At 73.4% G+C, this 14,250-nt stretch carries 12 protein-coding genes; 6 read left to right on the forward strand and 6 right to left on the reverse strand.

What is annotated here, in order from left to right:
• Positions 1-44: 44 nt before the first annotated feature.
• Positions 45-176 (reverse strand): hypothetical protein, encoded by a 132-nt coding sequence (locus ACFU7Z_RS23200; protein WP_255357445.1) that lies wholly within the window; start codon positions 174-176, stop codon positions 45-47.
• A gap of 879 nt (positions 177-1,055) precedes the next feature.
• On the opposite strand from ACFU7Z_RS23200, the gene ACFU7Z_RS23205 reads away from it, so the two are divergent.
• The 5 genes from ACFU7Z_RS23205 (at position 1,056) to ACFU7Z_RS23225 (ending at position 6,936) form a co-directional block, all read left to right on the forward strand.
• Complete coding sequence (locus ACFU7Z_RS23205) at positions 1,056-3,986, forward strand: nitrate- and nitrite sensing domain-containing protein (RefSeq protein ID WP_380779352.1); 2,931 nt, start codon at positions 1,056-1,058, stop codon at positions 3,984-3,986.
• A complete protein-coding gene (locus ACFU7Z_RS23210; RefSeq protein ID WP_049654463.1) occupies positions 3,986-4,450 on the forward strand; it encodes a roadblock/LC7 domain-containing protein in 465 nt (154 codons plus the stop codon). The genes ACFU7Z_RS23205 and ACFU7Z_RS23210 overlap by 1 nt, the downstream gene beginning before the upstream one ends.
• Positions 4,451-4,455: 5 nt before the next feature.
• Positions 4,456-5,043, forward strand: coding sequence for a DUF742 domain-containing protein (locus tag ACFU7Z_RS23215; RefSeq protein WP_380779354.1), 588 nt, complete (start codon positions 4,456-4,458; stop codon positions 5,041-5,043).
• A gap of 2 nt (positions 5,044-5,045) precedes the next feature.
• Entirely contained in the window at positions 5,046-5,645 is a 600-nt protein-coding gene (locus ACFU7Z_RS23220) for an ATP/GTP-binding protein (RefSeq protein ID WP_380779356.1), read from the forward strand.
• Between the two features lie 157 nt (positions 5,646-5,802).
• A complete protein-coding gene (locus ACFU7Z_RS23225; protein ID WP_380779358.1) occupies positions 5,803-6,936 on the forward strand; it encodes an FAD-dependent monooxygenase in 1,134 nt (377 codons plus the stop codon).
• A 12-nt stretch (positions 6,937-6,948) separates the two neighbouring features.
• Here the strand turns inward: ACFU7Z_RS23225 and ACFU7Z_RS23230 are convergent, their stop codons facing one another.
• The 5 genes from ACFU7Z_RS23230 to ACFU7Z_RS23250 all read right to left on the reverse strand — a co-directional run bounded on the left by ACFU7Z_RS23230 (position 6,949) and on the right by ACFU7Z_RS23250 (position 12,099).
• A complete protein-coding gene (locus tag ACFU7Z_RS23230; protein ID WP_375874479.1) occupies positions 6,949-7,596 on the reverse strand; it encodes a DUF4328 domain-containing protein in 648 nt (215 codons plus the stop codon).
• Positions 7,597-7,625: 29 nt separating this feature from the next.
• Positions 7,626-8,837, reverse strand: coding sequence for a transferase (locus ACFU7Z_RS23235; RefSeq protein WP_380779361.1), 1,212 nt, complete (start codon positions 8,835-8,837; stop codon positions 7,626-7,628).
• Positions 8,838-9,009: 172 nt separating this feature from the next.
• Positions 9,010-9,828 (reverse strand): serine hydrolase, encoded by an 819-nt coding sequence (locus ACFU7Z_RS23240; RefSeq protein WP_380779363.1) that lies wholly within the window; start codon positions 9,826-9,828, stop codon positions 9,010-9,012.
• 84 nt (positions 9,829-9,912) lie between these two features.
• Positions 9,913-10,569, reverse strand: a complete 657-nt coding sequence (locus ACFU7Z_RS23245) for a DUF1707 domain-containing protein (protein ID WP_380779365.1) — start codon at positions 10,567-10,569, stop codon at positions 9,913-9,915.
• A 126-nt stretch (positions 10,570-10,695) separates the two neighbouring features.
• Positions 10,696-12,099 carry a cytochrome P450 gene (locus ACFU7Z_RS23250; protein ID WP_380779367.1) on the reverse strand — a complete coding sequence of 468 codons (1,404 nt, stop codon included), beginning with the start codon at positions 12,097-12,099 and terminating at the stop codon, positions 10,696-10,698.
• 318 nt (positions 12,100-12,417) lie between these two features.
• Between ACFU7Z_RS23250 and ACFU7Z_RS23255 the strand changes: the two genes are divergently transcribed.
• Positions 12,418-14,112, forward strand: coding sequence for a hypothetical protein (locus ACFU7Z_RS23255; RefSeq protein ID WP_380779369.1), 1,695 nt, complete (start codon positions 12,418-12,420; stop codon positions 14,110-14,112).
• Positions 14,113-14,250: the final 138 nt, after the last annotated feature.

Genomic DNA, 14,250 nt, shown 5'->3' on the forward strand with positions numbered 1-14,250 from the left:
GCCGGCCCCTGTGATGGCGCTAGTCGGGACTGTTGTGCGCAGTCCTAGCCGAAATCACCGTCACCACATGCCGAAACGGCGACGGTGGTTTCCACGACGGTTGCGGCCACGATCACGATCACGCCCACGACCACGGTCACGGTCACGGCCGTAACCACCGCCTCTGTCTCCTCCACGGCCGAAGTAACTCATCACGGCTTCTCTCTCTCGTTGCGTCGGCGCTCCTGGCGCCCGCCGAGACCTGCACCGGCGGCGCGGTCCCGGGGACCTGGAGGCCGTTGCCCGTGGTCGGACCGTTCCGGCGGCCTGTCGGCGACGCCCGGTCCGATCCGTCCCACTCCTCCAGTATCCGCCCACCGAGCGTGTTCGCAGCTCCAGAGCCGTACGGACTTCGCGACGACCGGCCGCCACCGTGGAGGGTGTCCCGCCCGTCACGTTCGGCGACTCCCGGTACGTCATCGGAACGGCGGCTCCCACGGAGGGCGTCCGCGGCCGTGTGCCGGGTAGGCCGACCGTGGTACGCGAGTCCTCAGAGAACCTGACAAATTGGTCCGATGGCCGCCCTCCACGCCCTCCCCCTCGCCGGACGGGCCGCCACGCGACCGGAGGGGCGGATCCGGGCCGGGCGGTGACCCGGCGGGCGTGCCGAGCGGGTCCCGGCGGGGCGTCACACAGTTTTCACACCCCGGCCATCCGTCGGCCGCGCGTCTCGTTGACACTGTGTCGGGCGAGTCCGGAAGGGCCTGCTCCGCATACGGACGGTCAACGAATGAATGACATTGTGTCCGCTCCGTGTGCAAGCACAGCCCAGGCAGCAAACGGGTTTTCACTCTAATCACACGGTATGACTAGTATCGCTTCGTCAAAAAACCGTGCCCGGACGGCCCGCCCCTCACCGGCCGGCCGCCAGCCCCAAGGAGTCAGCTCTGCGCGCGCGTGCGAATCGGCGGCCCCCGACGCCGAAGGGCCCCCGCAGGCGTCCACGCCTGTCCCTGCGGACGGCGCTGCTCGTCCTGGCCGTCGTCCCCAGCATCGCCCTGGTCGCCCTCTGGGCCGTGACCAGCGGTGAGACCATCGCCGACTTCCAGCGGCTGGCCGACCAGGCCACCATCGCCCAGAAGGCCGGCCAACCGTCCAACATCGTCTACTACAACCTCCAGGAGGAGCGCCGGCTCAGCGCCGAGGCGCTCGCCCGGCCCGGCTCCAACGCCGACCAGCTGCGCCACCAGCGCCAGCTGACCGACGACGCGGTGCGGCAGTTCCAGACCCTCTCCGGCGCGACCGCCGACAACGCCCCCGGCGAGATCCGGTCCGCCGTCGTCGAGGCCCGCCAGGCCATGGGCAAGCTGGCCGAGCAGCGCTCCGCCGTCGACCGCGGCACCACCGACCAGCAGAGCGTCTTCGCCTACTACACCGACCTGATCAGCGTCGACCTGCGGCTGTTCACCGCGCTCAGCCGCGTCGACACCGGCGAGGTCACCTGGCTGTCCAAGACCCTGGTCAACTCCTTCTGGGCCAAGGAGATGCTCTCCCGCGAGGACGCCGTCCTGGCCCGCGGCTGGCCCACCGGGCGACTGTCGGCCACCGACTACCAGCAGGTCCAGCAGCTGATCGGCGCGCAGGACCACCTGCTCAACGTCCAGGTCCTGCCGTACATCCCGGACGCCGAGGCACCGGCCTGGCACGAGCTGGTCAACAGCCCGTCCTGGCAGGCCAAGGCCGCCGTCGAGCAGGCCCTGCTCAAGCCCACCGCCGCCGACGCCAACGGCACCGTCAAGCTCCCGGCGACCCAGGACCAGTGGCGCCAGGCCCTCGACGGGCTCAACCCGCCGCTGGTCAAGGCGATCGAGGACCGCACCAACGGCATCATCGAGGTCGCCAAGAGCGCCATCGTCGGCATGCTCACCCGGGTCGTGCTGACCACCGTCGTCGGCCTGATCACGGTCGTCGCGGTGATCATCGCTTCCTGGCGGCTCAGCCGCTCGCTGCGCCGCCGCATCAAGGACCTGCACACCCAGGCCGAGGAGATGCAGCGCACCCTGCCCGAGGTGGTCGACCGCCTCGGCCGCGGCGAGCAGGTGGACGTCGAGGCCGAGACCCGCACCATCACGGACGGCCCGCACGGCAACGGCACCGACGAGCTGGCCCGGCTCGGCCAGGCCCTCAACCTGGCCCGCTCCGCCGCCCTGGAGTCCGCCGTCGGCCAGGCCGAGCAGCACCGCGGCTTCGAGCGGCTGCTCCAGCGCATCGCCCGCCGCACCCAGCTGCTGATCGGCCGCCAGCTGCGCAAGCTGGACGAGCTGGAGCGCAAGCACGACGACCCGGAGGTCCTGGAGGGCCTCTTCGACCTCGACCACCTCACCGCCCGCCTGCGCCGCTACGAGGAGAACCTCGTCATCATGGCCGGCGGCCAGCCGCAGCGGCGCTGGCGCAAGCCCGTCCCGCTGCTGGACGTGCTGCGCGCCGCGCAGGGCGAGGTGCAGGACTACCGGCGGATCTCGATCGACATCGAGGGCGACCCCTGGCTCTCCGAGCGGGCCGTCGGCCCGGTTGCGCACGTGCTCGCCGAGCTGATGGAGAACGCCACCACCTTCTCCAAGCCGCCCACACCGGTCGAGGTGCGCGCCGCCGTGGTCGGCCGCGGGCTCGCGATCGAGATCGAGGACCGGGGCCTCGGCATGGACCCGGAGCAGTACGACGCGGCCAACGAGCTGATGAGCCGCCCGCCGCGCACCGACGTGCTGGCCCGGGCCGACGACATCCGCCTCGGCTTCCACGTGGTCTCCCGGCTGGCCGCCCTGCACGGGCTGCGGATCGAGTTCCGCCCGTCCGCCTTCGGCGGCACCCGGGCGGTCGTGCTCGTCCCCGACGAGCTGGTCCTGGAGGGCGACACCGGGCTGCCGGACGGCGCCGGCGGCACGGCCACCGAGCCGATCCCGCTGGTGCGCCGCTCGCGCCGGGCCGTCCGCTCGGCCTCCGACGAGACGCCCGTCCCGGTGCCGGCCGGTCCGCCGGTCGCGCCGGTGGACTCCTTCACGCAGGGCGACCACGCCCCGCACGGGGCCCCGGTGCCGCTGTCCCCGGCGGAGGCCGGGACGTGGCCGGGACCGGACGCGGGACCGGCGGCGGGATGGGGCGCGGCACCGGAGGCCACGCTCCAGGAGGTCCCGCTGCCCGCGGCCCCGTTCCAGCCGGCGGTCGTCCAGCCGCTGCCGCCGGCCCCGGACGCCCTGACCGTCCTCCCGGCGGCTCCGTTCGAGGCGGAGTGGCCCGAGCAGCCGTACCAGGCCGAGCAGCCGTTCCAGGCCGGGCAGGCGTACCCGGCGGAACAGCCGTACCCGTCCGGGCAGCCCTTCGGATCGGAGCCGTCGTACGACGCTGAACCGTCCACCGGCCCCGTGCCGTCGTACGGAGTGGAGCAGCCCGCCACGGCTGCCCGGCCCGACCACCAGCCGGAGCAGCCGATCGAGCACACCTCCCCGGCCGACCCGGCGCCCGCCCAGGACGCCCCGGCCTACCCGGACATCGCCTACGCCCGGGTCACCGAGGCCGAGGCCCCGTACGCCGACGAGCAGTACCGCCCGGCCGACCACTACCGGCTGGCCGAGCGGCGCCAGCCCCGCGAGTACCGGACCTCGGTGCCGTTCAGCCCGGCCCAGGCCGGCCAGCCCCCGCTGCCGCAGCGCGTCCGGCAGGCCAGCCTGGCGGCCGAGCTGCGGGTGCCCCCGCCGGCCCAGCCGCAGTGGGTCGAGCGGCCCGCCGCGGACACCCCGCCCGCGGGCCCGTTCCAGCGCACCGAGCGCCCGGTACGGCGCTCGGGTGCGGCGATCGGCGCCTTCCAGCGGCAGTCCCGCGCCGCCCGGGCCCAGGACAGCGGCGAGCACCGCCTGCCCGCCACCCCGCCGGAGCCCTCCCCCGCCCCCGCGCCCGCCCCCTGGGCCCTTCCGGCCGCGGACCCCCGAACCACACGAACGGATGAGCAGTGATGAACCGCACGATCGCCACCCACCAGGACCTGGACTGGCTGCTGGACGGACTCGTCGACTCGGTGCCCGGGACCAGGAACGCCGTCCTGCTCTCCGACGACGGTCTCGTGGTCAGCCACTCCCGCACCATCGAGCGGGCCGACGCCGAGCGCCTGGCCGCCGTCGCCACCGGCCAGCAGAGCCTGGCCCGCGGGGTCGGGGCGCTGTTCGACGGCGGCCCGGTGCACCAGGTGATCGTCGAGCTCGCCGAGTGCTGGCTGTTCGTCATCGCCGCCGCCCAGGGCACCCACCTGGCCGTGGTCGCCTCCCAGGAGGTGGACGCCGAGGTGATGTCCGTCGCGATGCACACCCTGGTGCAGCAGGTCGGCCAGAAGCTCACCACCCCGGTCCGCCACGAGGAGGCCCCCGGCGCCCCCGCCGCCCCGGCCTCCTTCGACGCCTTCGCCGCCCGGAACCGGGGCTGACCAGGGTGGAACCGTACGGGAACGACGCCTGGGGGGACGGCCGCGACGACGGCCGGCAGGCCGACCCGCGACCCGGTCCGACCTCCGGTTCGCCGTCCGGCCCGCAGCCCGGCTCTCCGTCCGGCCCGCCCTCGGGCCGGCAGTCCGGCTGGGACGACTCCTGGCGGCGCGGCACCGTGCCGCACTGGAGCGAGCTGGAGGACGACGCGGAGGAGGAGACGGGCAGCATGGTGCGCCCGTACACGATCACCCGCGGCCGGACCGCGCCCGAGCGCGACGACCTCACCCTCATCACCGTGCTCACCACGGTCGAGGAGGAGGCCGACGCCGCCCTGGCACGGGGCAGCCGCGCCGGTGCCCGCGGCCTCCAGCCCGAACACCGGCTGATCCTCGAACGCTGCCGGCGCCCGATCGCCGTCGCCGAGGTGTCGGCGGGCCTGGACCTCCCGGTCTCGGTCACCAAGATCCTGCTGGGCGACCTGGTCGCCCAGGGCCTGCTGAAGGCGCGGGCGCCGCTGTCGGTGGCCCGGGCCGCCGGCGGCGTGGACCTCGGCCTGCTCACGGCCGTACGCGAAGGACTCCGGAGACTCTGAACATGGCAACCCCCCACTCCGCCACCGACGCCCCCGCCGCCCCGGCCGCCCCGGCCGCCGTCAAGATCCTGATCGCGGGCGGCTTCGGCGTGGGCAAGACCACCCTGGTCGGCTCGGTCAGCGAGGTCGCCCCGCTGCGCACCGAGGAGTACCTGACCCGGGCCAGCGTCGGCGTCGACGACCTGGCCGGCGTCGACCAGAAGACCACCACCACCGTCGCCCTCGACTTCGGCCGGATCACGGTCAGCCCCGAGCTGGTCGTCTACCTGTTCGGCACGCCCGGCCAGGAGCGCTTCTGGTTCATGTGGAACGACCTGGTCAACGGCGCCCTCGGCGGGATCGTCATCGCCGACACCCGCCGGCTGGAGACCAGCTTCGCCTCCATCGACTTCTTCGAGAGCCGGGGCATCCCGTTCGTGGTCGCGATCAACTGCTTCCACAACACCAACACCCGCACCCCCGACGAGATCCGGGCCGCGCTCGACCTCGACCCGCAGGTGCCGATGCTGCTCGGGGACGTGCGCGAGCGCGCCTTCGGGCGGGACCTGCTGCTCGCCCTGGTCGACCACCTGATGGAGCTCGCCGCCACACCCGTCGGCTGAACCGGCCCCGGCCAGACCGACATCCCGGCCGGACCGACATCCCGGCCGACCCTTCGCCTCGACCGCCGTGCCCGCTCGGCCGGACCGGCTCCGGCCGGGCCCCGCACCGCCCCCGCACCCCCGCACCTCCTGTGAACTTCCTTTCGGAGCCCCCCTCATGAACAGACCCCTGCGCGTCCTCGTCAACGGCGGCGGCATCGGCGGCCTCACCCTCGCGACCGCCCTCGCCACGCGCGGCCACCAGGTCGACGTCGCCGAGCTGCGCGAGCAGTTGGAGGCCCTCGGCGTCGGCATCATCCAGCCGTCCAACGCCCTGCACGTGATGCGCGAGATCGGCGTCCTGGACGACTGCCTCGCCGCCGGGTTCGAGTGGGAGGTGCTGACCATCTGCGACCCGGCCGGCGCCACCCTCGCGAAGATCCCGCAGCCCCGGATGGGCGACGCCCCCTCCAACAACGGCATCCCGCGCCCCGCGCTGGCCCGCGTCCTCGCCGACGCCGCCGTCAAGGCGGGCGCCACCCTCCGCTTCGGCACCACCATCGGCACCCTGCGCGAGGACGCCCACGGCATCGAGGCCGCCCTCACCGACGGGCAGGTCGGCCGCTACGACCTGGTCGTCGGCTTCGACGGCATCGGCTCGCCGCTGCGCCGCCACCTGTACGGCGAGAAGTACGCCCCCGAGTACACCGGCTTCGCCAACTGGCGTGTGACCGTCCCGCGTTCGCCCGAGGTGCGGGGCGTGGTGATGTCCTCCGGCAACCTGAACGCGAAGGCGCTGCTCACCCCGATCAGCGCGGAGCAGATGTACCTGGGCTCGGTCTTCGCCGAGGCCGAGGACTTCCGCCCCGACCCGGAGCGCGCCCACGAGCAGCTGCGCGAGCGGCTGGCCGGCTTCGGCGGCCCGATCGCCGAGGCGCTGGCGCAGATCACCGACCCGGCCGCCGTGGTCTACTCGCGGATCTCCCAGGTCACCGTCGAGGAGCCCTGGCACGTCGGCCGGATCGTCCTGGCCGGCGACGCCGCCCACGCCTCCACCCCGCACCTCGCCCAGGGCGCCGCGATGGCCGTCGAGGACGCGCTCGTGCTCGCCCGGAGCCTGGACGCGGAGGACACCGTCCCGGCCGCCCTCACCGCCTGGGAGGCCCGCCGCCGCCCGCGCGCCATGTGGGTCCAGGCCCTGTCCCGGGCCGTCCTCAAGCAGGAGACGGGCACCGCGACCACGCCGGAGGAGGACGAGCTGCTCAAGGTCGGCATCCCCGGCGCGGCGCACGTCCTCGTGCAGCCGTACTGACGGCCCGCGGGTTCAGCGGCGCGCTTCGGCGCGCCGCTGGGTCTGCCAGGTACTGACGCGGTGGATGACATGGAGGATGATCACGCCGGCGACCACGGTCGCCACCGTGGCGATGGTGGAGTAGGCGATGGCACGACGCAGGTCGTCCTCCGTGGGCGTGTCCTTGTCCACCAGGTACGCGTAACCCCGGCCCACGTACAAGCAGATCACCCACGCCACTGACCAGACTCCGATCAGGGCACGGGAGACGGGCCGCCGCGGCGCACTGGCCTGCCAGACGTCCGAGATGACCTGGTACGGAATCCAGAGGTTCGCCAGCGGCCACCAGCCGCCGACCACCCAGGCCCGGGCCCGGCGCTGACTGCCCGGGCCGCCCAGCAGCTCGGCGTTGATCCGCGCCCGCCACAGCCACACCGTCACCACGATTCCGGCGGGGAGGGCCAACGCGAGGTAGACGGAATCCCCGAAGAAGTCCGCCCAGTCCTCTACCGCCTGGAGGTCCGCCAGCGTGGCCTTCCCGGCGAGAGCGTCCTCGTAGAGCAGGTACGCGCGCCAGTCGGTCCACGTCGCCAACACGTTGTACACCATCACCACGACGACCAGGACCGACGCCGCGACGCCCCACCCGGCCACGGCCCTGTACCGCTGCGAACCGTCCACGTTTCCCCCTGACTTCCCGTGTCCCCGGCTCACCAGAGACCTGCCAGCTGCAACACCCGGTACCCGAGCCAGCACGGCAGGGCGATCACCCCGACGAGCCAGAGCCCGATCAAACCCGCTTTGCCCGTGGCGACTTGGGCCCGCCACACCATCGTCCGCCTCCGGTACCCGCCGACTGCCAGGGCCGTCCGAACGGCACGCGCCACGTCCGCCGTGGGCGTCTGGTCCCCCAGCAGGCCCGCCTTCGCCATCCGTGCCCACAGGCCCTTGCGTCCGGAACCGACCGGGAACACCCGGGGTGTCCAGAGATTGTCGAAGGCCACGACGGCGCCGACCCAGTGCCGACCTGCCGTCAGCTCGCCCACGGGCACCGAGGTGACCAGGTGTTCGTTGAGCCGGTCCACCAGATCGGCACCGTTTCCCGGGGTCAGCAGGATCAGCTTGCCCGCCGGCTGCGTGGCCCGCGCCTGTCCGACCTCCCACCACAGCCCGTCCCCGTGCCCGAGGCGCAGCACGATGAGCTGCGACAGGCTCATCAGCCGCCGCACGGTGCCCTGCCAGTCGTCGAGCGGCAGGTAGAAGCGGGCCGCGCCCAGGAGGGGCAGGGGTTCCCCCGGCCGCCCCACGGCGATGACGGGGCCCACCGATCCCAGGGCGCCGGCGAGTTGCTCCTCCCTCGTATGGAGGTTGATGGGCGCACCGTCGTCCACCTGGGCGGCCACCTCGTCGTCGGCGAAGCTCCGCAGGTAGAGCACCGGCCTGCGCCCGTCCGAGAGCAGGATCTCGGCCGCCCCCGGAGCCGCGTGCCGACGCGTCCGGCGCAGGATCAGCAGACCGCAGCCCAGGGCCGCCAGACCGCCCGCCAACATCAGGAGCTGCCCCTCCAGCGACAGCTTGTCACCCTGCCGCTCCGAGGAGCGGACCGCCACGATTCCCGCCGCGAACAGCATGTACCCGAGGCCGTTGACCAGCAGGACCGCTCGTCGCCAGCGCGGGACGGGCGGGGTGAAGCGGGTGACGAGCCCCACGAGTTCGGCGACCCCCGACCGGCGCCGGTGCCGCAGCCACAGCGCGGGCCCGGCCAGCGCAAGCGCCACCGCCCCGCACCACAGCGCCCCCGCCCTGCTCCCACCCACCCACTGCCCCATGCCGACGTTGACCAGCAGGTGCAACGCCACGTAGCCGGCCACGACCGCAGTCGCCGTGATCCACCGGGCGAACATCCGTAGACGGGACGACATTCTCAGCCCACCCCCGACCGCTTGAGCAGGACGCCTCAATCGGATACCGCAACCGACCGATCATCATGCGCGCACGATCGGTTACGGTTTGGCGCCGAACACCAGAACGGGGGCGGTCCGCAGCCCGACGGGGAGCGTGGCGAACGCACCGGCCACGCGGGGCCGGTACGGATCAACCCGCCGAGCGGAGCGGCGCAGGACCGGCCGAGGGCACCGGACGGGTCACCGGCGCCGGGCGGCTGATCTGGTCCCGGCGGTCCCACACCGCCTTGGAGACGCGGGCGAGCAGGCGGGCCGCCGGGTCGGTGCGGTCCGTGCCGTCGGCGAGCGGGCCGGTGTAGCAGACGGCGATCAGGTAGGGCGGGCAGTCGGCCGGCTGGACGAGGCCGACGCCGAGCCGGGCGCCTGGGACCCAGCCGTTCTTGAAGGCGATCCGGGTGTTGGAGGGGAGGCCGGCGGCCAGGTCCACCCGGAACTCGTTGCACTCGAGGAGGGCGAGGAGCTCGGGCTCCCCGGCGAGCGAGCGCAGCAGCCGGACCAGGTCGCGGGCCGTCACCCGGTTGTGCACGCCCTGGGCGCGCGCCGCGTAGTCCTCGATCCCGCGCGGGGTGGAGCTGTGGGTGGCACCGGCGCGGCGCCATACCTCGGTGACGGCCTGCTGGGTGGTGCGGGCCAGGCAGATGTTGGTGGCCAGGTTGGAGGAGTGGGTGATCATCCGCTCGGCGAGCAGCCGGAGCGGCACGTGGGTGCCGACCAGCTCCCAGGGCAGCGGATCGCTGTCCCAGTCCGGGTCGTTGCCGAACTCGCCGCCCACGACGGACTCGAAGCGGTTCACCACCGGCACCTCGGCGTCGAGGTTCGCCCCGCCGCGGCAGAGCGCGGCGAGCACCGCGACCTTCATCGTGCTGGCGGCGTCGTGAAGTTCGTCCGGATTGTGGACGAACACCGGCTCCGCTTTTCCCGCCCAGGGGGCGACCACCACAGAGAGCATGGAGGAAGGGTAGGGGAGGTCGGGGCCGGAGCTCGACGGTTGCGGCGTACGACACGAAACCGCCTCCGCCGCCATGACGGACCGTCAGTCACCGGGTGGCAGGGCCAGGGGCTTCCTGAGCAGCCACCGTCCGGCCGTCCGCCGGGGCCGGCGCACGACCACGCGGCCGTGGCGCTTCCTGCCGACCAGTTCGATCCGCAGCGTGACCGGCGCACCGTGGTCCGGCGCCCGGCGGTTCCTGATCCGGCCGAACTCCAGGGCCAGGCCGTCGGCGTCGACCACGATGCCCGGCCCGGTGATCAGGGTCAGGGTCTTGCCCTCCATGTCCAGGTCGATCTGCAGGGTGTCCTGCGTGATCACCGCCTCGGTGAAGTCGAGCGTCACGTCGCACCACTCCACGAAGAGCTCCAGGCGGCGCGGCACCACCCAGCGCCCCTCCCGCCTGACCCGGCTCCACCGCTGGTCGATCGTCAGGACGTCCTTGACCTCCGCCACCACCCCGCCGGGGGCGAGCGAGACGGGCGGCAGGTCGGTGGTGAGTCCGGCCAGGTCGCCGATCGTCCGCGCGGACAGGGCGGCCTCCAGGCGCTCGTCCAGCTCCTCCGAGGTCAGCCGGCCGTCGCCCGCCGCGATGCGCAGCAGCTCGGCCACCCGGTCCCGGTCGGCGTGGGAGGCCCGCATCGCGGACTCCTGGCCGCGGGCGGCCTGCTTCCCTGCGGCGGGCACGATCTCTCCCGGCATACTTCCCGTCCTGAACTCGGCGATGGTCTTCGCGCGTTGGGGTCAGCGGCGCGGACAGGAACTCACGATATATCGCGATAGGGTTTCCCGCCAGACCGGTTCGGCCGACCTGTTCGACGGGCCTGTTCAGCGGGCGGGCTCGCCCGCCGCGGCCCGCGGCTCGACCAGCATGCGGATGTCGTCGGCGGCCCAGAGCACGAACCGTTCGACCGGGACCACCCGGTGGCCCGGCTCCGGCCGGAAGCGCAGCCGCTTGAGCAGCACGGCCAGCAGCACCTGGGCCTCCACCACGGCCAGGCCCTCCCCCTCGCAGGCGCGCGGCCCCAGGCCGAACGGGATCCAGGCCAGCCGGGGCCGCCCCGCCGACTCCTCGGGGGTGAACCGCTCGGGCCGGAACCGCTCCGGCTCGGGCCAGTACGCGGGGTTCAGGTGGACGGCCCGGATCGGGAGGAAGACCACCGCCCCGGCGGGGACGACGTACCCGCCGACGGCCAGCGGCCCGGTGGCCAGCCGGGCGCCGTAGGGGCCGGGCGGGTACCGGCGCAGGGACTCGCGCAGGACCATCCCCAGGTACGGCAGCCGGCGCAGGTCGGCGTGGTCGGGCACCGGGCGGTCGCCGAGGACGCGGTCGAGCTCCTCGGTGACGCGCGCGGCCGCCGCCGGGTGGGCGGCGAGCAGGTGCAGGGTCCAGGAGACGGCGACGCCCGTGGTGTGGTGGGCGGCCAGCATCACCGCGAGGACGGTGTCGCGGATCCGCGCGGGGCTCTCCCCGGCCTCGACGAGGGCGCCGATCAGGTCGCTGCGGTCCCCACCGCTGCCGCCCCCACCGCTGCCGTCCCCGCCGCTCCGGCCGCCGGGGTGGCCCCGGTGGTGCGCGGCGATCACCCGGTCGACCGTCGCCCGCAGTCGGGCGAGCGCCCGGGCGGCCCGTTCGGCGCGCTGCTCCGGGGGCTGCTCGGACGGCACCCGGTAGAGGCGCTCCAACTGGTCGGTGAGCACCGCCTCGAAGGCCTCGACCACACCCTCCGGGTCCTCGATCCCCCCGTCCGGGTCGTCCGTCCCGCCGTCCAGGGCGTAGCCGCAGATCATCCGGAGGGAGAGCCCGGTGAGTTCCCGCTGGAGCTCGACGGCCTGACCGGCGGGCAGGGCGGCCCAGCGGTCGGCGAGCCCGGCCGCCAGGGCGGTGAAGCGGGCGAAGTGCCGTTCGTGCGACGGCCGTCCGGCGAGGACGGTGAGCAGCAGCCGGCGCCACGGGCCGTGCTCCCCGGCCGGGAGCACCTGGAGGTTGCCCGCCTCGAACAGCGGGTCCAGGAACGAGAACAGCCCCGGCGGGCGCTCGTCGAGGTGGGCCACGGCCTCCAGCAGCACCGGGTCGGCGATCGACACCGCGGTCTCGGCCCCCGGCAGTTGGAACCGCACGACGGGCCCGTACTCGGCGTGCAGCCACAGCTGGTAGTCGTGCAACCCGCCCGCCCGCGCGATGGCGCCCACCCCGCCGTCCGCTCTCGGCTCGGGACCGGGGATCTGCATCGGACCTCCTGGGGTGTCTTCCGGGGATCGTTCCGCGGTGCCTTTGTACGAACCGGGGCCTTCCCGTGTTTTCCGACTCCGTACCCCGGACCGCGCAAATGCGGCGTCAATTCCTAAATCATCCATGGGCCGTAAATCGCCCACGGGTCGAACGCCCCGTCGAGCGACCGTCGAACGCCCCGGAAAAACCCGGTCCCATGACCTGCGCACGACCTGTACGCTGAACACACATTCGAACTGTGTCGAATCCGTTCGGCATTTGATGAAACTGTGGGGGAATCGGTGCGCAATCGCCGACTTGTGGTTCTCGCTGCCCTCGTGGCGGCCGGTGTCGGTCTCACCTCGTCCGGAATCGCCCAGGCGGCCGCTCCCGCCGCGGCACCCTCCTCGCCCGCCTCCGGCGTCGCCGGCCTCGACGCGACGAAGAAGCTCCCGGGCAAGACCTTCAACAGCTCCGCCGACCGCACGGTCGTCTCGTCGAAGGCCGGCGAGCGGGCGGCGGCCCCGGCACAGGGTGCGCCCGCGCAGGACGCGCCCGCCCAGAACGCACCCGCCGCGCAGAACGCCGCGAACCTCGGCGTCGACCTGCAGGCCACGGCCTTCAGCGCTCACGGCTTCAGCCTCAAGACCACGCTCTCGTCCAGCGAGACCACCACGGGCAACCTCACCATCTCCTGGGGCGACGGGACCACGAGCTCCTATCCCGTCGCCCTCACCGCCGGCGCCGCCAACGCGCACGTCGACATCCACCAGTACAAGACCGTCGGCGCGTTCGACATCACGGTCACGCTCACGAGCGGGACGGTGGTCGCCAAGAACCAGGTCCAGGTCGTCACCGCCGGCGCCGAGTTCACGCCGCACACCCCCACCCGCCTGCTGGACACCCGGGAGGGCATCGGCGCCGCCAAGGCCAAGGTCCCCGCCCGCGGCACCGTGGCCCTGAAGATCGACGGCGCCGCCCAGATCCCGAACGGGGTCGCCGCGGTGGTCCTCAACGTCACCGTCACCAACACCTCGGGCTCCGGCCACATCTCGGTGGCGCCCAGCCAGGACCTGGCCCAGAACGCCACGACGTCGAGCCTCAACTTCGTCCCCGGCCAGACCGTTCCGAACCTGGTGGTCGCCTCGGTCGGTCCGGACGGCTACGTGTACCTGTTCAACTCGGACTGGGCCCCGGTCGACCTGCTCGCCGACGTCACCGGCTACTTCACGCCCACCACCGCCAGCGGCTACAAGTCGGTGCCGCAGACCCGCATCGTCGACACCCGTGAGGGCATCGGCACGGCCCAGGGCAAGGTCCCCGCGACGTCGGGCTTCGACGTCGCCGTCGCCGGCCGCAACGGGGTGCCGTCGGGCGTCACCGCCGTGGCGCTCAACCTGACGGTCACCAACCCGCAGGCGGACGGCCACCTGATCGCCTACCCGACCGGGCAGGCCGTCCCGACCACCTCCAACGTGAACTTCACCGCCGGCCAGACGGTGGCCAACGCGGTGATCGTGCCGGTCGGCCAGGACGGCAAGATCACCGTCCGCAACGGCAGCTGGCTCCCGACGGACGCGGTGGTCGACGTGGTCGGCTACTACAGCCCCGCCAGCCGGTCCGCCCTGGTCCCGCTCGTGTCGCCGGAGCGCGTCCTCGACACCCGCGAGACCACCCCCGACCGGACGGGCGCCCCGATGCCGGGCCGCAGCTTCTTCGCGCTGGGGATGGAGGGCGACACCACCTCCCCGCAGGTCGAGGGCTGGGTGCTGAACACCACCGTCACCAACACCGCCGGGGCCGGCTTCCTCTCGGTCGACACCGACCCGAACTACTGGTCCGCCTACCGGAACGGCACCGCGGTCGTCCCGCAGCGCCCGGTCTCCTCGACGCTGAACTGGACGGCCGGCGCGACCGTCCCGAACCTCGCGCAGACCCCGGGCGGCAAGGGCGGCATCATCGACTTCTGGAACCAGAGCTGGTCGGACGCCGACCTGCTGGTCGACCTGCTCGGCTTCTACCAGTCGAACTGACCCACCGGACGACGTGAGGGCCGGGGCGGTGTTCCGTACGGAGCACGTATCCGGCCTGCTCAGAACCCCACTCGATGACCGGACCCACCGCCCCGCTGCCCATGGCCGCGCCGACCCCGAAGCTGGTCACCAGCCAGG

Origin of the sequence: Kitasatospora sp. NPDC057518, assembly GCF_042802075.1 — a bacterium.
Taxonomy (GTDB): domain Bacteria; phylum Actinomycetota; class Actinomycetes; order Streptomycetales; family Streptomycetaceae; genus Kitasatospora.

What these genes read in the sequence shown, in the direction of transcription:
- ACFU7Z_RS23210 (WP_049654463.1), top strand. Translation starts at nt 3,986, where the DNA reads ATGAACCGCACGATCGCCACCCACCAGGACCTGGACTGGCTGCTGGAC.
- ACFU7Z_RS23225 (WP_380779358.1), top strand. Translation starts at nt 5,803, where the DNA reads ATGAACAGACCCCTGCGCGTCCTCGTCAACGGCGGCGGCATCGGCGGC.
- ACFU7Z_RS23250 (WP_380779367.1), bottom strand. Translation starts at nt 12,099, where the DNA reads ATGCAGATCCCCGGTCCCGAGCCGAGAGCGGACGGCGGGGTGGGCGCC.
- ACFU7Z_RS23240 (WP_380779363.1), bottom strand. Translation starts at nt 9,828, where the DNA reads ATGCTCTCTGTGGTGGTCGCCCCCTGGGCGGGAAAAGCGGAGCCGGTG.
- ACFU7Z_RS23220 (WP_380779356.1), top strand. Translation starts at nt 5,046, where the DNA reads ATGGCAACCCCCCACTCCGCCACCGACGCCCCCGCCGCCCCGGCCGCC.
- ACFU7Z_RS23235 (WP_380779361.1), bottom strand. Translation starts at nt 8,837, where the DNA reads ATGTCGTCCCGTCTACGGATGTTCGCCCGGTGGATCACGGCGACTGCG.
- ACFU7Z_RS23245 (WP_380779365.1), bottom strand. Translation starts at nt 10,569, where the DNA reads ATGCCGGGAGAGATCGTGCCCGCCGCAGGGAAGCAGGCCGCCCGCGGC.